15 protein-coding genes and 1 tRNA gene are annotated in these 18,468 nt (G+C 41.3%); 13 read left to right on the top strand and 3 right to left on the bottom strand.

Translation table 11 applies throughout. From position 1 onward, the window contains the following. Positions 1 to 613 precede the first annotated feature (613 nt). A tRNA-Leu gene (locus Q0X72_RS08425) sits at positions 614 to 695 on the bottom strand. Positions 696 to 902: 207 nt separating this feature from the next. Between Q0X72_RS08425 and Q0X72_RS08420 the strand changes: the two genes are divergently transcribed. The 3 genes from Q0X72_RS08420 (at position 903) to pth (ending at position 3,248) form a co-directional block, all read left to right on the top strand. Then, on the top strand, positions 903 to 1,844 hold the full coding sequence (locus Q0X72_RS08420) for a ribose-phosphate pyrophosphokinase (RefSeq protein WP_297764012.1): 942 nt from the start codon (positions 903 to 905) through the stop codon (positions 1,842 to 1,844). Between the two features lie 21 nt (positions 1,845 to 1,865). Then, a complete protein-coding gene (locus Q0X72_RS08415; RefSeq protein WP_297764009.1) occupies positions 1,866 to 2,537 on the top strand; it encodes a 50S ribosomal protein L25/general stress protein Ctc in 672 nt (223 codons plus the stop codon). A gap of 81 nt (positions 2,538 to 2,618) precedes the next feature. Further along, positions 2,619 to 3,248, top strand: a complete 630-nt coding sequence (gene pth / locus Q0X72_RS08410) for an aminoacyl-tRNA hydrolase (protein WP_297764007.1) — start codon at positions 2,619 to 2,621, stop codon at positions 3,246 to 3,248. Here the strand turns inward: pth and Q0X72_RS08405 are convergent, their stop codons facing one another. Together Q0X72_RS08405 and Q0X72_RS08400 are read right to left on the bottom strand one after the other, a co-directional pair. Continuing rightward, the gene (locus Q0X72_RS08405) at positions 3,249 to 3,932 is read right to left on the bottom strand and encodes a hypothetical protein (RefSeq protein WP_297764005.1); all 684 of its coding nucleotides are present in this window, start codon (positions 3,930 to 3,932) and stop codon (positions 3,249 to 3,251) included. Beyond that, positions 3,929 to 7,705 carry a reprolysin-like metallopeptidase gene (locus tag Q0X72_RS08400; protein ID WP_297764003.1) on the bottom strand — a complete coding sequence of 1,259 codons (3,777 nt, stop codon included), beginning with the start codon at positions 7,703 to 7,705 and terminating at the stop codon, positions 3,929 to 3,931. Before Q0X72_RS08400 ends, Q0X72_RS08405 begins: the two co-directional genes overlap by 4 nt. 49 nt (positions 7,706 to 7,754) lie before the next feature. Between Q0X72_RS08400 and Q0X72_RS08395 the strand changes: the two genes are divergently transcribed. The 10 genes from Q0X72_RS08395 to Q0X72_RS08345 all read left to right on the top strand — a co-directional run bounded on the left by Q0X72_RS08395 (position 7,755) and on the right by Q0X72_RS08345 (position 18,400). Then, on the top strand, positions 7,755 to 8,681 hold the full coding sequence (locus Q0X72_RS08395; protein ID WP_297764002.1) for a bifunctional riboflavin kinase/FAD synthetase: 927 nt from the start codon (positions 7,755 to 7,757) through the stop codon (positions 8,679 to 8,681). Next, on the top strand, positions 8,682 to 10,013 hold the full coding sequence (locus Q0X72_RS08390) for an HTTM domain-containing protein (RefSeq protein ID WP_297764001.1): 1,332 nt from the start codon (positions 8,682 to 8,684) through the stop codon (positions 10,011 to 10,013). 67 nt (positions 10,014 to 10,080) lie between these two features. Next, positions 10,081 to 11,352: a serine--tRNA ligase gene (serS, locus tag Q0X72_RS08385; RefSeq protein ID WP_297763998.1), complete on the top strand. Its 1,272-nt coding sequence runs from the start codon at positions 10,081 to 10,083 to the stop codon at positions 11,350 to 11,352. 52 nt (positions 11,353 to 11,404) lie between these two features. Further along, complete coding sequence (locus Q0X72_RS08380) at positions 11,405 to 13,192, top strand: tetratricopeptide repeat protein (RefSeq protein WP_367180437.1); 1,788 nt, start codon at positions 11,405 to 11,407, stop codon at positions 13,190 to 13,192. Positions 13,193 to 13,223: 31 nt separating this feature from the next. Continuing rightward, positions 13,224 to 13,865 (top strand): DUF4286 family protein, encoded by a 642-nt coding sequence (locus tag Q0X72_RS13945; RefSeq protein ID WP_367180436.1) that lies wholly within the window; start codon positions 13,224 to 13,226, stop codon positions 13,863 to 13,865. 12 nt (positions 13,866 to 13,877) lie between these two features. Continuing rightward, entirely contained in the window at positions 13,878 to 14,747 is an 870-nt protein-coding gene (gene rsmA / locus Q0X72_RS08365) for a 16S rRNA (adenine(1518)-N(6)/adenine(1519)-N(6))-dimethyltransferase RsmA (RefSeq protein ID WP_297763996.1), read from the top strand. Further along, on the top strand, positions 14,734 to 16,086 hold the full coding sequence (gene mgtE, locus Q0X72_RS08360; RefSeq protein ID WP_297763995.1) for a magnesium transporter: 1,353 nt from the start codon (positions 14,734 to 14,736) through the stop codon (positions 16,084 to 16,086). Before rsmA ends, mgtE begins: the two co-directional genes overlap by 14 nt. Before the next feature lie 71 nt (positions 16,087 to 16,157). Beyond that, complete coding sequence (locus Q0X72_RS08355) at positions 16,158 to 17,078, top strand: carbon-nitrogen hydrolase family protein (RefSeq protein ID WP_297763993.1); 921 nt, start codon at positions 16,158 to 16,160, stop codon at positions 17,076 to 17,078. A gap of 12 nt (positions 17,079 to 17,090) precedes the next feature. Further along, positions 17,091 to 17,456: a cupin domain-containing protein gene (locus Q0X72_RS08350; RefSeq protein WP_297763990.1), complete on the top strand. Its 366-nt coding sequence runs from the start codon at positions 17,091 to 17,093 to the stop codon at positions 17,454 to 17,456. A 5-nt stretch (positions 17,457 to 17,461) separates the two neighbouring features. Next, the gene (locus Q0X72_RS08345; RefSeq protein ID WP_297763988.1) at positions 17,462 to 18,400 is read left to right on the top strand and encodes a 2-hydroxyacid dehydrogenase; all 939 of its coding nucleotides are present in this window, start codon (positions 17,462 to 17,464) and stop codon (positions 18,398 to 18,400) included. Positions 18,401 to 18,468 lie beyond the last annotated feature (68 nt).

Here is an 18,468-nt window from a genome sequence, read left to right as displayed (position 1 = left end):
TTCTGAAGTTCTGAGTTCTTCGGAGCAGGAGACGAATAAGAATAACGCCAATAACGGAATAATTAATTTTTTCATGACGCGGTTGGTTTAATAGATTCAACTGCCATCAACTCATGAATCATGAAAAAACAGTAGTCTTGTCTTAGTTAGTACTTAAAAGATAATTGAAATGGTTCTTAGATTGCTCATTCTGAGGACGAAACATAGAATATAATGTCCTAAAGTCAACTTTTTATTATCCAATGGATAAAGTCGGGATTAAGTATTGTAATGTTCCTGAGGAGATGTGATCGATTTACGTAAAATGAAAATTCTACCCCTAATTTAAGTAGTGTTTTGAAATCAACTCATATCACCTACAATATTGCCTTTAAACGCAGTAATATTGCCAGAAAAATGTTCGTGTAGTGTTCGTGTAAAATACAAAAGCCCCTAACTATCAATGTGTTAAGGGCTTATAAATGTACCTCGGGTGGGATTGCTTTCCTGCGGAAAGCTTCCCCGCTCGCTCGTTTTGAAAACCACAAAAGGAAGTATTTTGCTCCCTCCAAAAAAAGAAGCGAGCTTCATTTTTGAAGCTCGCTTATACTCCCACACTTTTGTGGTTTATCCGTACCTCGGGTGGGAATCGAACCCACACTCCCGAAAGAACTGGATTTTGAATCCAGCGCGTCTACCAATTCCGCCACCGAGGCATTTTCCTCTAGCTCGGCTACCTCACGATCCCGATAGTTATCGGGATGGGACCGCCACCGAGGCAAAGGGACTGCAAAGCTAAAAAATATTTTTATTTGGAGGCTTAAAATTCTGCTCGATTATCCTGTATAAGACAAATAAATTCCTAAATTTGCACCTCCTTTAGAAAAAGGGACGCTAAAAAACTAGCGAACAAGCCGTTACGTATGCCATATCAAGTTCCAGAACCAAAAATTTTTGCCTGTTCCCAGAGCACGGTCCTTGGTGAGAAGATCGCCAAGTCCTATGGTGCGGAATTGGGTAAAGTTTTATTCTCACGCTACAGTGACGGAGAGTTTCAGCCATCTTTTGAAGAATCTATAAGAGGCACTCGTATTTTTATCATAGGCTCAACAAATCCAGGTTCTGAGAACTTAATGGAAATGTTGTTGATGATAGATGCTGCAAAAAGAGCTTCGGCAAGACATATTACAGCCGTTATACCATATTTTGGATGGGCACGGCAAGATAGAAAAGACAAACCAAGAGTTCCTATTGCTGCCAAGTTGGTTGCTAAAATGCTGGAGACAGCCGGTGCAACAAGGATCATTACCATGGACCTCCATGCTGATCAGATCCAGGGGTTCTTTGAAAAACCGGTAGATCATTTATTTGCCTCTACCCTCTTTCTTCCATACCTAAAGAAGTTAGGACTTAAGAATTTGACCATTGCTTCTCCAGATATGGGTGGTTCCAAAAGAGCCTATGCCTATTCCAAGGCCTTATCCTGTGATGTGGTTATTTGTTACAAACAGCGGTCCAAGGCTAATACCATCTCGCATATGGAACTTATTGGAGATGTAAAAGATAAGAATGTAGTGTTAGTAGATGATATGGTAGATACGGCAGGAACGCTCACCAAAGCAGCCGACCTGATGATGGAACGCGGCGCTTTGAGCGTACGGGCAATCACTACACATGGCTTACTTTCGGGTGGTGCTTATGAAAAAATAGAAAAGTCGAAACTATTGGAATTAATCATCACTGATTCTATTCCAAGTAAGGCAAATAGCGAAAAAATAAAGGTTTTAAGTTGTGCCGATCTTTTTGCGGATGTTATGCACAGGGTGCATCACAACACCTCCATCGCTTCAAAATTTTTAATGTAGAAATTAATTTAAATATAACTAATGAAGTCAATTACAATTAAAGGATCAGAAAGAGAAAGCGTGGGCAAGAAAGCATCGAAAGCCCTACGTAATGCTGGAATGGTTCCTTGCGTGGTCTACGGAGGGGAAAAACCGCTACACTTTTCAGCAAATGAAATCGCATTCAGAGATTTAGTGTACACTCCAAACGCCCACACAGTTGTGGTTGTTTTAGAAGATGGCAAGAAATTACAGGCCATAATGCAGGACATTCAATTTCATCCAGTAACCGATAAAATATTGCATATCGATTTTTATCAGTTGTTCCCGGATAAGGAATTAACCATGAATATTCCTGTTAAATTGCTAGGAAATTCTCCTGGTGTTAGAAATGGAGGTCGCTTGTTATTTAGAAAAAGACTTTTGGCAATTAAAGCATTGCCAGACAACTTGCCAGATTTCTTTGAAATAGATATTTCAACTTTAACAATTGGGGATAATATTACTGTAGAATCCCTCTTAAATGACAAATTTACCATCCTACACCCGGAAACTACGGTTGTTGTTCAGGTTAAGACAGCTCGTGCTGCCATTGTCGTTGAAGAAGATGAAGAAGAAGGAGATGAAATTGAAGGTGAAGAAGGTGCAGAAGGTGCAGAAGGAGAAGCTACTTCAGCTGAAACTGCAGATGCTGCTACTGAAGCAAAAGAATAAAAATTCTATAATCTTAATGAAAGGCATCCCTGGAATATTTCTCGGGATGCTTTTGTATTTTAGCGGGATGATTCCTCTGCCATGCGATCATTATTAAAATTACTTTTTGGGCGCTCATCGCCCATCCTGAAAGAAGAAGATATCATGAAAAAATATTTGGTAGTTGGTCTGGGAAACATAGGTCCGGAATATGACAATACCCGCCATAACATCGGATTTCAGATACTAGACCGGCTGGCTGAAAAAAACGAAATATCCTTTTCTTCAAATAAATTGGGGGCCACCGCCACCTATAAGATCAAAGGAAGAAGTATTTTGCTCCTAAAGCCATCTACCTTTATGAACAGAAGCGGCAAAGCAGTGCACTATTGGATGGAAAAAGAGAAGATCCCTCAAGAAAATCTGCTGATCATTACCGATGATATAAACCTCACTTTTGGAACCTTGCGTTTAAAACCAAAAGGTAGCGACGGAGGTCATAATGGACTTTCCGATATTCAGAATACTTTACAAACCAATCAGTACAACCGACTTCGATTTGGATTGGGATCTGATTTTCCAAAAGGACGGCAAGTGGAATACGTGCTGGGTAACTGGAATGAGGAAGAGGAAAAGTTACTGACAGAACGTTTAGACAGATGTGGTGTTCTTATAAACTCCTTTGTACTCCAGGGAATGAATATTACGATGAACGAATTCAATAATACCTGATCAGCCAATCACCCTAAAGGAATAGGTCCCAGAATCGGAGGTATTTCCGGCCCTGTCTATGGTAACCACGCGCCAATAGTAGATGGTATCTGTATCCACACTGGCTTTTATGTTTGTAATGTTCAGGGAAGGAGAGGATATTAAAAGTTGAGGATTGGTGACCGTGTCCAAATACACTTCATATGAGTCAATATCATTATCCACATCTGCTCCGGTCCAATCCAAGGTAATTTCATTATTCAGATCACGTTCAACCGATGCCCCGGAATTAGGTGAGATTATCTGAGCCGGGAAAGGTGGAAAGGTGGTTTGTGAGCCTGCATTGTAAAAGAACCAGGCTTCACTAATGGCAATTTCCTGAGTTTCACTATTGCTTGTGGTGATAGTCCATTGATAAGGAACTCCCTTTAAAAGCGGCACTCTAACCGATAGCGCTTCCGTGGGTGCATTTGTGACAGAGGTGTTATTAAGCACATTGGTGAATTTTAGTTGATAGCTGTCTGCATGTTTGGCTGCCAGCCATCTGAATTCTACCTGACTGGTAGTATTATTAAGGCTGATCCCCGTGGTACATTCAGAATTTTGTGTGGGAAAACTAAGCATTGCTGCCTCAGGTGGCTTGGGAGAATCCTTACCACAGGCAAGCATTATTAGGACTAATAGTAAAGTCAGTAGCTTTTTCATCTTTTTATGACTTTAGAAGAATAGTTGATCCCATCACCTATAACGTTCAACAAATAAACCCCGGAAGGTAAGCCGGCAAAATCTATACTGATTGCTTGATCTTTGGGTTGATAGTTATTTGATAGGACTGTCTGACCTAGCATATTAAACACACGCACTTGTACCTGGGATTCTATCGCAGGCAGATAAGCTGCCAACTCATTTACAAACGGATTGGGATAAATAATAGGCTCCGTTCCAATTATGATCACCTCTTCATAAGATCCTTGACAGGGCAGACTACCTGTAACTTTTAATGTATTGATCCCTGCTTTAAGATCTAAAATAAATTGTGATTGTGTGGTTTGCGTGAGTATGCCATTCAATTCAATATTGTATAAAACAGATCCTTTCAGATTAAGAGTAGCCTTCAAACTGGTTTGATCCAAAGCAAGTAATACCGAAAGAGGATCTGGCTCTGTAATGACAAAATCGAAACAGTACTCTTCATAGAAGATAGTGCCATCATTACCATTAATACAAGCAGTATAGGCTCCTGATGACAGGTTCCTTAGTTCAAAAAATGAGGTAAACCCTGTAGAAAGATTAACACCGTTCCCGCTAATATCAATCGTGTAGTTTAGCGCTGATACTGCATCTATCTCTATTTGGCCATCGTTAGATGTGATACAGGATTCACTAGTTAATACGATATTAAAATTATCCTGAGCAAAGCGATAAACAGGACAACCATCAACATTTACTTCCGTATTTGGTGGAGTGCCAAGGCAAAGGTCGTCCCCATCATCAAAGACCCCATCGTTGTCTGCGTCTGGTCTAAGTATTCCTTCCAGGCAAATATCTAATATAAACTCACTGATAAATCCCCCGTCGGACGGGGCAGTATCCTGAACCAAAAGTGTCCACTCTCCAAACGCAGATTCCCCATTAAGGGACGCCAAAGAACCCAGGGGTTTTACTGTTCCACTGATCCCGGGATTTCCGTTGCATATAAAAGGAGCTGCCGCATCATCGAAAACCGCATCAATATTTTCCAGTTGGGAACACGAATTAGAAGTTAGCACTATTTCTGTTCCTGAAGGGGATATTAGTGTAATGATCAGATCCGATAAGAATGAGTGTTCAATTTTGACTCCTACATTGATATCTGCAATTGGCAAATTATCAATAACCATGATAGTTGATGTTACAGTAGGAGTACCCGATGATGATATGGAAACTGGCAGATCCTTTGCGTTTTTTAATCTGCAATTAACCGGTAGTGTTGTAAAACTAAAGGGGGTGCCAAAAGTTCCTGAACCGCATTCGGTTTTAGGCATAATTCTCCAGTAATAGGTGGTCTCTGGAAGCAGGTTTTGGGGCATATAGTTTTTAAAGATCACCGTTGCCGACTCAATAATTGATGTAAAACCAGCATCTGTTGCTATTTCCACATCATAGGCACTATTGATCGCCGACGTATCCCAGGTCAGGTTTGGTTTTAATGCTATATCAATTGCTCCATCCGCAGGACTTAGGAGGGTCACCTCCGGAAAATCCGTGTCAAAAACATTAAGAACAATGGTCACTTCTTTGGTATAAGAAGGTGCGGTACCAATGATCTGAATGGCATAGGCCCCTTCGGTTATTCCAGTAGTATTGGAAATAGTAATATCTACAGGGGTATTATTTGCGGTTGCGGTACCTGGCAAAAAAGAAACCCCTAATCCGGGAGGTACCCCGGTAGTGCTAAAGGTTACCTCTTCATTAAAGCCACCATAAGTTTCGAATATAAATGGTATTACCTTATCTAAAGGTTGACAGACATTAAAGGACAGATCTTCAAATTGAAGTACAAACGGGGCCTCTTCAATAACAAAGTCTGCGCTGTTTACTGCAAAAAAGATATCCTGATACCCCTTTACCATAAATCGGGCTGCAGTGGTGGCCGTTCCAGGCAATAGCACTTCATGCACACCATCATTCGGAGCTTTCTCAGCTAAAAGGATAGGGAAACTCTGTCCCCCGTCTAGGGAGAGATAAATATCTATGAACTGGGCATTTACCGGAGAACTATCTGTATTGGCTACTTCCCAGTTTACTGTCTGTACAGAACCTGCACTATATGTCTCTACAGTAGATTGAGAGCTTACAAGGAAGGGACCTGCGGAATTACTAACCCTCACATTTACAAGATCCGAGCTAACCTGCCCGCCTCCGGGAGCATTATCTCGTACTGTTAAGGCAAAATTTAAATCTCGTTCAATGCTAGAGAGCGTTTCCCAGGCCGAATTAGTAGCCGGATTAGTTTGAGTTAATTCATCGTTAATGACACTAGATAATTTAGGAAAATATCTTTCCGGCTCTGTCGTGGGCGGTAATGATCTAAAATTTGCTCCGCTTGCATTTTGTGGACCAAAAGTGCTTGTGGTTACTACACCATCATCTATTTGCTCCCAGGTATACGTAAGAACATCTCCCGCATCCGGATCTGTAGCTACTCCAGACAACACAAAGGGCGTATTTTTCGGTATGATATAGTTCCCGATAGGAGTAATGACGGGTGGTGAGTTAGAAAATGTCATTTCATCTGCACAATTGGTGGTGGCTATATATTCGGAGATCTGAAGGATACTGAAATAATGGAAATAATCATCCCCGTTAGACTGTACGTTATTTCCTTCTACTATACCTGCATATCCCATAATAGTAGAGCCACTGGCTGGCTCGGCTTGCACGCCTGTTCCTTCCGAATCAAAGGACCAGGTGTGGTTTGCGCCAAACTGATGCCCCAACTCGTGCGATACATAGTCGAGATCATAAATATCTCCTTGGGGGTTTAGTGCTGATGAGAAGGCGCTTCCTTTTTGATTCGTTTGGCAGACAGCACCTATAAATCCGGCATTTCCGTTATTGGTGTCTTCATGAAATAAGTGTCCCACATCGTAGTTCATACTACCAATGACATCATTCAATGTAGTTTGTACTTCAGAATTTAAATTTGATCCATAGGGATCTGTTTCGGGATCTGTATAGATCACAAGATCATCATTGGCGATCAATTCTAAGGTAATGCTGAGATCAGTGATAAAGACCTCATTAACCCTAGTAAGTGTGGCATTGATGGCTGCCAGGGCGTCGGGAACTGTTCCCCCATGGAATTGAGTATACTCCCCGGTTGCAGAAACCGCTATTCTGAACTTCCGTAAGGTTTGGTCATCTATTAATTTTGCCGTTGGTGCTTGATTGGGTGAAATAGGCTTCGCCTCGGTTTCACAAATAAATTTCTCTATTTCTCCAGTTTGCCCTTTTCTGTCATACAATACATAATCTGTTGCATCACGAGAGGCTTTTTCCAGAAAGATTTTTTTCTCATTCCCTTTAAAAATAAACATGGCCTGTACTCCTTTGGGAGACACGCTAAAGCGAACCCTATCTGATTTGTTATTTACACTGTTTCCGGAGAAAGAACGTATTTCCGGATACTTTGCTGTAAGTTCCGGTGAAAAAACGGGTGTCTCCTCCACTTCATAAGTAACCATGTTACCATCTGCATCAGGAAAATTAATTAAGGTATTGCTTTGGGTCCTGGTGGTAAGTTTCCTTAACTCTCGAACTAAAAGCGTTTCTTCCAAAGAAAAAAAACGTACTTTTTGTAAATCCAAACGCTTAAGATCGGAAGATAATAATTCGTCCTTAACCTCTGATGTTTTCCAATATCCGGTTTGAGCCGCAGAGTAAAAGCAGGAAAATAGTATTGATATTGATAAAACAAGACGTAGTTTTGTTAACATTTGGGGGCATTAAAGCGTTAAAAATAAGCCTTTTTATACATTATATGGTTTGGTAACAGTTCAAAGCATTTCTAAATACGATAAAAACCACCCTTCTGTCATTACCATTGGTACTTTTGATGGTGTTCATGTTGGACACAAATTGATCTTAGAACGCCTCATAAATGATGCCAGGATCAATAATCGGGTGTCTGCGGTGCTCACTTTTTTCCCGCATCCGCGTATGGTTCTGCAAAAAGATTCGGACCTGAAACTCCTGAATACTATCGAAGAAAAGAAAAAAATCCTGGAAGACCTCGGTTTAGATTACCTTATTATACAGCCCTTCACCAAAACTTTTTCCAGATTAAGTGCAACTGCCTTTGTAAGGGATTTGTTGGTCAATGCACTCCATGCTAAAAAAGTGATCATAGGATATGACCATCGATTTGGCAGAAATCGGAATGCCAATATTATCGACCTGAAAGCCTTTGGAAATGCGCTCGATTTTGAAGTAGATGAAATCCCCGCCCAGGAAATAGAGGCAGTGGCAGTTAGTTCTACCAAGATCAGAAATGCCTTGTTAGAAGGCGATGTAGCCACCGCCAACACCTATTTGGGTTATTCCTACATGCTCAACGGAGAGATCATAAGGGGGAAAGGTCTGGGTAAAGAATTAGGCTTTCCTACGGCCAACCTTCATATAGAAGAAGCATACAAACTTATTCCGAAGAACGGGGTCTATGTGGTTCAGAGCCGTTTGAAAAACAAGATGGTATATGGGATGATGAATATAGGAACCAATCCCACTGTAGATGGGCAACACCAAAGTATTGAAGTGCACTTTTTCGATTTTGACGAAGACCTCTACCACCAGCTAATACAGGTCAATATTCTTCATTGGATACGGGAGGAACATAAATTCAATTCCCTGGAGGAACTTAAAAAGCAACTTAAGAAAGACAAAAAAACAGCACGTATCCTAATCACCTTATAAATGCTACAGAATTGGCTTTTTAAGAAAGTCGACAACGGGTCGCTTATCATATTCCGGATCTTATTTGGAATCCTTATTAGCCTTGAGAGCTTTGGCGCTATCCTTACCGGTTGGGTGAGAAGAACCTTGATAGAACCCTCTTTTACCTTTTCGTTTATTGGCTTTGAATGGTTACAGCCCCTGCCCGGAAATGGCATGTATTTCTATTTTGTGATCATGGGAATTTTGGGAATTTTTATCGCCATTGGCTTTAAATACCGCTGGAGTATTCTCCTTTTCACCTTGTTATGGAGTGCAGTTTACCTTATGCAAAAGACAGCCTATAACAACCACTATTACTTATTGATACTGATCTCTTTCCTGATGTGTTTTATGCCTGCAAACAGCTATGCCTCGGTAGACAGCAGGTTAGAACCTTCGCTTCGGAGCAATTCTATGCCTGCCTATGTAAATTGGATCATTATATTTCAACTATTAGTAGTCTATACCTATGCCGCTCTTGCAAAACTCTACGGGGACTGGCTAGATCTCTCAATTATCGAGATACTTTTGCGAGGCAAGGCCTCCTACCCTCTTATTGGAGATCTCCTTCAACACGCTTGGGTGCATACTATTATTGGGGCCATGGGCATTCTATTCGACCTGTTGATCATTCCGGCACTACTTTGGAAACCTACCCGCAATTGGGCCTTTGGATTTGCTATTCTCTTTCATCTTTTTAATTCTATCATCTTTCAGATAGGGATCTTCCCATATTTGGCCCTTGCCTTTATTGTGTTCTTTTATCCTCCTGAGGTGATCAAAAAACGCTTTTTAAAGCAAAAGGAGCTTTATACCGGCCAAGAGATAAAAATACCGCCTTATCGAAATTGGATATTGCTGGGCTGTGGTCTTTATTTTATGATTCAACTGGTTCTGCCGGTAAGACACTTATTTATTGCAGACGATGTACTGTGGACAGAGGAAGGACACCGAATGAGCTGGCGAATGATGCTGCGAAGCAGATCTGGCATTGCCCAGTTTGTAGTAGTTAACAAAGATACAGGAGCAAAAATCATCGTACCAACCAATCTCTATCTCTCACCCGAACAGATGGAAAAAGTTACTTGTTACCCAGATTTTATCTGGCAATTTGCCCAGTATTTAAAAAAAGAATACACTGCCCGGGGACAACAGATTTCAGTATTTGCAAAAGCTAAGGTGAGTATAAATGGCAGGCCATTGGCCCCATTCATAGACTCTTCCGTAGACCTCGCTGCTGAGAAATGGGATCATTTCAAGCATCATAAATGGATCTTACCCTCTCCATTAAAAACAAACGAAGAACGCTGAGGAAACCTAGACCTTCCTCATCTGAATTCACCAATTAAGCGTAAATTTGTGCCTTAAATAATGACCAATGCTAGTATTACAGGCTATAAGGGAAAATAAAGAGGCGATCAGCACGGCTCTGAAGAAACGAAATCTGGATGCAGACAGCTTGTTGTCTCAGGTGTTGCAGCTCGATGAAAAGCGAAGATCGCTTCAAACAGCAATGGACGGCACCCTTGCACAATTAAACTCCTTATCGAAAGAAATTGGCACGCTTTACAAAACCGGAAAGGCCCAGGAAGCGAATCTACTAAAAGAAAAGACCACCCGTTTAAAAGAAGACTCCAAGAGCATGGGTGAAGAGTTAAATGCCGTAGTCCTGCAACTAGAGGAGGTCTTATACCTAATCCCCAATGTTCCTAATGAATTGGTGCCCGCAGGTTCATCTGAAGAGGATAATGAAGAAGTATTCAGGGAAGGTGATGTGCCAAAACTTTTGAAAGGAGCACTCCCCCACTGGGAATTGGCCAAGAAATATGACATCATTGATTTTGAACTTGGTGTAAAGATAACAGGGGCAGGATTTCCGGTTTACAAGGGTAAGGGCGCCAAATTACAACGTGCTTTGATCACTTATTTTCTTGACCGAAATACGGCAGCCGGCTATACAGAAATGCAGGTGCCACATTTGGTGAATGCCGCCTCCGGATTTGGAACCGGGCAACTCCCGGATAAAGAAGGGCAGATGTATCATGTGACGGCAGATGATCTATACCTGATACCAACTGCAGAAGTGCCCGTAACAAACATTTTTCGCGATACTATTTTAAATCATCAGGATCTACCTGTATGTTATACCGGATACACCCCTTGTTTCAGGCGAGAAGCGGGGAGTTATGGGGCCCACGTTAGAGGACTTAATCGCTTGCATCAATTCGACAAAGTAGAAATTGTACGTGTAGAGCAACCGGGAAATTCCTATGAGGCCTTAACCGGCATGGTAGAACATGTTAAAGGCATTCTGAGAGAATTAGAACTCCCCTATAGAATTCTCCGTTTGTGTGGGGGTGATCTTGGTTTTACCTCGGCACTAACTTATGATTTTGAAGTGTTTTCCACTGCCCAGGATAGATGGCTCGAAATAAGTTCCGTTTCCAACTTTGAGACCTTTCAGTCTAACCGACTTAAACTCCGGTTCAAGGATGAAAATGGCAAAATACAGTTGGCCCATACACTCAATGGAAGTTCACTGGCCTTACCCAGGGTTTTGGCAGGGATTCTTGAGAATTACCAGACAGAAGAAGGGATCCGCATCCCAAAAGTATTAGTTCCCTATACCGGATTTGATCTTATAGATTAAGATTTCATTGATAGTTTTTCTTCCGGGACTTGGTTACCTTTGAGAAAGTTGCATGATGAAAGGTGTTATTTTATGGTTGTGCTTATTCACTGTTATTTGCAGTTGGGCACAAGACGACTTTTTAGCGAAGCAGTACTTCAACGATGGGGAGTACGAGAAAGCCCTTGTATTTTACGAACGACTGGTAGACCAAAATCCCCGCAGAATGGACTTTGCGGAAAATATGATTCGTTGTTACCAGCAATTGGAATACTATGATAGGGCGGAAACCTTTCTGATGAGCCGCGTCCAATCCGGTAATGCCTTCCCTACCATTTTTATTGAGTTGGGATATAACTTCAGGCTTCAGGAGAATACTGAAAAAGCGACTGAATCCTATAAAAAGGCGTTGGCTGCTATTGAAAAAAATCCAAATTACGGCTATGGCATTGGAGTAGGTTTTCAGCGATTTGCATTGCTAGATTACGCCTTACAAGCCTATGAAAGAGCCATGGAATTAAATCCCCAACTCGATTACAATTTTCAAATAGCTCAAATTTATGGGGAACAGGGGAATATCGAGAAAATGTTTGTCTCCTATCTTCAGCTTCTGGGCAATGGCAAATCAACCATTGGGAACGTAATAGGAAAGATCGGTGATTTTATTTCCGAGGATCCGGAGAATGAGAACAACCGATTGCTGAAAAAAACGATACTGCAAAAAGCACAAAAAGATCCGGATGTCTTATGGAACGAATTGTTAAGTTGGCTCTATGTTCAACAAAAACAATACAACTTCGCTTTTACTCAGGAAAAGGCCATTTACAAAAGATCCGTAGGAGCTTCCTTTGAACGGATAGAAACCTTAGGAAACACTTCTTTAGAAAATGAGGCCGTAGACATTGCTAAGCAGATCTTTGAATATATTGTAAAGAACAGCTCAGAAGCTGTAACCAAACTCAATGCACAGTTACATTTATTAGACATTGATTTGCTCACTGCGGAAAAGAAAGATCTTCCCGGAATTGATGAGCATTACCGGGATCTTTTGGCCACTTATGGCTATCAGGTTCCCACTTTGCAGCTACAGGTTGCCTATGCCAATTTTCTGACCTTCCGGAGAAGCGATTCGGAAAAGGCCATCCCTATCCTTAAAAGATCCCTGGAGCTACCACTGACGAAATACGGAGAAGCCTATATAAAATTGGCCCTTGGCGATATCCTTGTATTCGATCAAAAATTTAATGAGGCCCTTATTTATTTTTCTCAAATTCAAAAAAGTCTCAAAAACGATGTACTGGGCCAGGAAGCAAGGTTTAAAGTAGCACAAACTAGTTTTTATAAGGGAGATTTTGATTGGGCACTAACCCAGTTAAAGGTGCTGCGAGGCTCTACCTCACAACTCATTGCCAATGATGCCATGCAGCTAAGCTTGCTGATCTCAGATAATTCACTGGAAGATTCAACTCAGACCGCATTGAAAAAGTATGCCCGGGCAGATCTTCTAGCTTATCAGAATAAAAATAAAGAAGCCATTGCCGTTTTGGAAGACATTCTACAACAACATAAAGGCGAAAAGATAGAAGACGAAGCGCTATTGAGACAGGCAGAGTTGCTGGTAGCATCTAATGACCTCGAAGGTGCACTGTTTAATTATTTGAAGATCGTAGAGTTCTACGGTGATGATATCCTGGCAGATGATGCACACTTTGCGTTAGCAGAATTATTCCGCTCAAAATTAAATAAGCCGGAAAAAGCAAAGTATCATTATGAGCGCATCTTGTATAATTTTCAGGACAGTTATTACTTTCCACAGGCAAGAAAGAATTTCAGGATTCTGAGGGGCGATACTATTAACTGATCTTTGCACTTATTGACAATAACGCAAGCATATGCTTATATACAATGTTACTATTAATGTAGAAGAAACTGTCAAAGATGCCTGGGTATCCTGGATGGTGAAAACTCATATCCCTGATGTTCTTGCCACCGGTAAATTTTTGGAAGCAACCATGACCAGGGTCCTTGTGGATGAAGAGATGGGGGGTATTACCTATTCAGTACAATACAAAGTAAAGAACCGGGAAACACTCGATCTTTATTATCAAAATGATGCCGAACGATTACGAAATGAAACTATCAAACGTTTTGGGAACTCTCTGGTGGCTTTTAGAACAGAATTAGAAGTGGTCACCATTGAAAAACCTCTTGTCGCCAGCGCTACAGAATACTTGTTTACCTATGGCACATTGCAGGATAAAGAGGTACAGCAAATGGTCTTTTCAAGGATTTTAAAAGGCAACAAGGACCATCTAAAAGAGCATACTATTTCCAAAGAGTTGGTAGGCGGACTCTACCCTACCGTAAGATCATCCCCACAATCAGTAAAGGGAGTTCCTGGTATTGTATATATTATAAGTAAGGACGAACTACAGCGCGTAGATGTCTATGAAGGAGATGCCTATTTTAGAAAAAAAGTAATGCTGAGCTCAGGGACCGAAGCATGGGTATATCTGGGAAAAACCAAATCTTAAGCAAGTTTATACATGGGCAAACGAAAACAGTCTTATTCCCATCCATTTAAGAAAAAAGGCATGCGTTCCAGAGATGAAGGTCCGGTAAAGGCTAAAAAGCATCTTGGGCAACATTTTTTGAAGGACGAGGAAATTGCACAAAAAATTTCAACCACCCTGTCACTTTCCGGTTACGAGGATGTTCTTGAAATTGGCCCTGGTACCGGGGTGCTTACCAAATACCTTTTGATGCAAGATATTAACCTGGTCGCCATGGATTTGGATGCAGATTCTATCGTTTATCTCAATCATAGTTTTCCTTTGGAGCATCCTAAGGTAATGAATAGAAAAGGTAGCTTTAAAGTAGTAGAGGCCGATGTTCTACAGGTAGATCTTCATACCCTATTCGGCGACAAACCCTTTGCCATTATAGGTAATTTCCCTTACAATATCTCTACTCAGATCGTCTTTAAGCTTTTGGAATACAGACAACAGATCCCAGAATTTGCAGGCATGTTCCAAATGGAAGTGGCAAAACGAATTTGTGAAAAAGAAGGCAGTAAAACCTATGGCATACTCTCGGTCTTTGTACAGGCATTTTACGAGGCCGAATACCTTTTTACAGTTCATCCGGAGGTATTTGATCCTCCTCCAAAAGTACAATCGGGAGTTTTAAAACTCACCCGCAAACCGAGCATTGTATTAGACTGCGATGAAGCTTTGTTCTTCAAGGTAGTAAAAACCGCATTTAATCAAAGGCGTAAGACCATAAGGAATAGTTTAAAAATATTCAACCTCTCCCAAAATCTAAAAGAAGATGTTATCTTTGACCAGCGTCCGGAACAGCTGGGTGTAAACGATTTTATATCGTTGACAAGGAAGATAGCAAATGATACCATTTAAACTCACAGAAGAACTATTAGCTGAAATTGTTGAGCTGATCGATGCCAATAAGGATGCAGCCTTGCATACGCTATTGGAAGAGGTTCACTATGCCGATGTGGCGGAGATCACTAATGACCTGAATATAGAGCAAGCCACCTACCTTATTAAGTTGTTAGACAGCGACAAAACTTCGGATGTGCTCACAGAATTGGATGAGGATGTCCGAGAGGCTATTCTCAATAATCTGTCATCCAAAGAGATCGCAGGGGAACTAGAAGAGCTAGATACTGATGATGCTGCGGATATTGTAGCCGAACTTCCCAAGGAGATCGTTCAGGAGGTTATTTCCGAAATTGAGGATAGAGAACACGCCAGGCATATTGTAGATCTGCTGCGTTACGATGAGAATTCTGCGGGTGGACTCATGGCGAAGGAGTTGGTTAAGGTGAACGAAAACTGGACAGTTCTTCGCTGCGTAAAGGAAATGAGGGCCCAGGCAGAAAATGTGACCAGAGTGCATTCCATTTATGTAGTAGATGATGACGAAAAACTGAAAGGCCGTCTTTCACTAAAGGATCTGCTTACAACATCAACTACAAATCCCATCAAAAACGTTTATATCCCCAATGTAGATTCCGTAAATGTCAATGAAAAACCCGAAGAAGTAGCCAAGATCATGTCTAAATACGATCTGGAGGCAATTCCTGTAGTAGACGAAATTGGCAGGCTGGTAGGAAGGATCACGATTGATGACATCGTTGACGTTATAAAGGAAGAGGCTGAAAAAGATTACCAGCTTGCTGCGGGGATCTCCCAGGACGTAGAGGCAGATGACAGCATATGGATCTTAACCCGTGCCCGACTGCCCTGGTTATTTTTAGGTTTGTTAGGTGGACTGGGTGCTGCGGCAATCATGGGAAACTTTGAGGAAATGATCAGTAAACATGCCATTTTGTTTTTCTTTACACCCTTGATCGCTGCTATGGCAGGAAACGTTGGAGTGCAATCTAGTGCCATTATAGTACAGGGATTGGCCTATGATGATCTAAGAGGAAGCATGGGGAACCGATTAATAAAAGAAATGCTACTCGCCTTATTAAATGGGGTTATTTTGGCCTTCGTTTTACTATTTTTTACATGGGTCTGGAAAGGTACTTTTATAACAGCCCTGGCCATTTCGATTTCACTAATAGCGGTAATTGTGGTTGCAGGGATCATTGGTACCTTCACCCCTTTATTCCTTCACAAGCGGGGTATAGATCCTGCAATTGCTACTGGTCCGTTTATTACCACCAGCAATGATATTTTTGGAATCCTTATCTATTTTACCATTGCCAAGGTCTTGCTAGGGATCTGAAAGTCTAAAAAATAACATACCTTGAACATATATCCATCCTGCCGTTGCAAAATGGGATGAAAACTAGTTGTATGAAGGTTAAAGTAGGCGTTGTTCAGGAATATCCTGTATTTTTTGATAAAGAAGGAACTATAGACAAAATAGAAACCCTTCTTTCGGAGAACGCCAAAGAGGCTTATAACCTCATGGTTTTTCCGGAATCTTTTATTCCAGGATATCCCAGAGGCTTCACCTTTGGGGCAACCATTGGAAAACGCAGTGAGGAAGGCAGACATCTTTATGCGGAATACCATAAGAATAGTCTTGATCTGGAAGACGACTCCCTTAAAAGATTGGAAAAACTTTCAAGCGACTATAAGACTTATCTCGTCATAGGCGTTACAGAACGCCAAGTTTCCAATGGAAGTTTGCATTGTTCCATGCTTTATATCTCACCCACAAAAGGTCTGTTAGGAGTGCATCGCAAAATAAAACCTACCGGGACAGAGAGGGTGGTCTGGTCTGAAGCATCCGGTGAGGATCTGGTCACCTATAACACCCGCATCGGAAAACTTGGTGGCCTTATCTGCTGGGAAAATTATATGCCATTGGCACGCATGGCCATGTACCAAAAAGGAATAGAGATCTATATTGCTCCCACCGCAGATGCCAGAGAATCCTGGGTAGCCTCCATGAGACATATTGCCCTGGAAGGCAGGTGTTTTGTATTGGGGTGTAATCAATTTATCACTAAAGACATGTACCCTGAAAAGTACCAGGATCTGTTGACCGAGGAAGCCGATGTTATGTGTCCGGGTGGTAGTGTTATTGTAAGTCCCGGAGGTGTGGTTCTGAAAGGACCCTTATGGAATACAAATGGTATTTTAACGGCAATCCTTGATCTGGAGGATATTTCAAGACAAAAACTCGATTTTGATGTGAACGGACATTATTCTAGACAGGATATTTTTGAATTTAATGTAAAGGACCAGCCTCCTATGCAAAAGGAATAAAAGTAATTAAGGATGGAATCGATCAACCTCAAAAAAAAACACGCGTTGTTTAGTGAAACCTGGCACCCGCATCAGATTGCGGTGGTAGACAATATGCAGGTACTTTTGGCAAAGATACAGGGTGAGTTTGTTTGGCATTCTCATGAAGAGGAAGATGAATTATTTCAAGTCCTGAAAGGTACCTTGTATATGCAATTCAGAGACAAGACGGTAATAGTAAAAGAAGGTGAACTAATTGTGGTGCCTAAAGGTGTGGAACACTGCCCGGCAACCAGGAACAATGAAGAAGTAGAGCTGCTGCTTTTCGAAAAAATCACTACCGCACATACCGGAAAAGTATTGGATAAACGAACACAAACTCACTATCCCAAAATTTAAGGGTTATGAAAGTATTGCATTTAGACACCAACCATCCATTGCTATTGGAGCAATTTGCCGCCCTGGGTTTTGAGAACAGGGAGGAATACAAGGCTGATAAAAATCAAGTAGAAACTATTATCCATGAATATGATGGGATCATCATAAGAAGCAGGTTTAAAATAGACAGAGAATTTCTGGATAAGGCCACTAATTTAAAATTCATCGGCAGGGTTGGTGCCGGATTGGAAAATATTGATGTTGTCTATGCTGAGAAAAAAGGGATCTTTTTAGCTGCTGCTCCGGAAGGGAATAGAAATGCCGTGGGAGAACAAGCCCTTGGCATGCTGCTTTCACTTTTTAATAATTTAAATAAAGCCGATAAAGAGGTTCGCCGTGGTTTATGGGATCGAGAAGGCAACCGCGGCCTGGAATTAGACGGAAAGACCTTAGGGATTATTGGATATGGAAATACGGGAAAGGCCTTTGCTAAAAAAGTACAGGGTTTTGAGGTAGAGGTATTATGCGTTGATATTCTGGAAAATGTTGGCGACAAACATGCAAAACAGGTATCGCTCCAGGAATTACAAAAAAGAGCAGATGTACTAAGCCTTCATGTTCCCCAAACCAACCTCACTACGGGGATGGTCAACACCTCCTTTATTAAAACTTTTGCCAAACCTTTCTGGTTGGTGAACACGGCCAGAGGAAAATGTGTTGTAACGCAAGACCTGGTGAAGGCCTTAAGATCGGGGCTAATACTGGGAGCTGCACTAGATGTATTAGAATACGAGAAAATATCCTTTGAGGATATATTTAGTGATAGGCCAATGCCGCAAGAATTTAACTACCTCATCCATTCAGACAAAGTGCTCTTAACGCCTCATATAGCCGGATGGACTCAAGAAAGCAAGATTAAACTGGCTCAAACTATTGTAGATAAGATTATGGAAAGATTTTGTTAACTTATGGTCCCTTCTTTTTAATAGTGATTTCAGGATCAAACATTAAAATACTATACAATGACATCAGA

Source organism: uncultured Muriicola sp. (genome assembly GCF_947258935.1).
GTDB lineage: Bacteria > Bacteroidota > Bacteroidia > Flavobacteriales > Flavobacteriaceae > Muriicola.
This window is presented reverse-complemented; position numbering and strand designations above follow the sequence as displayed.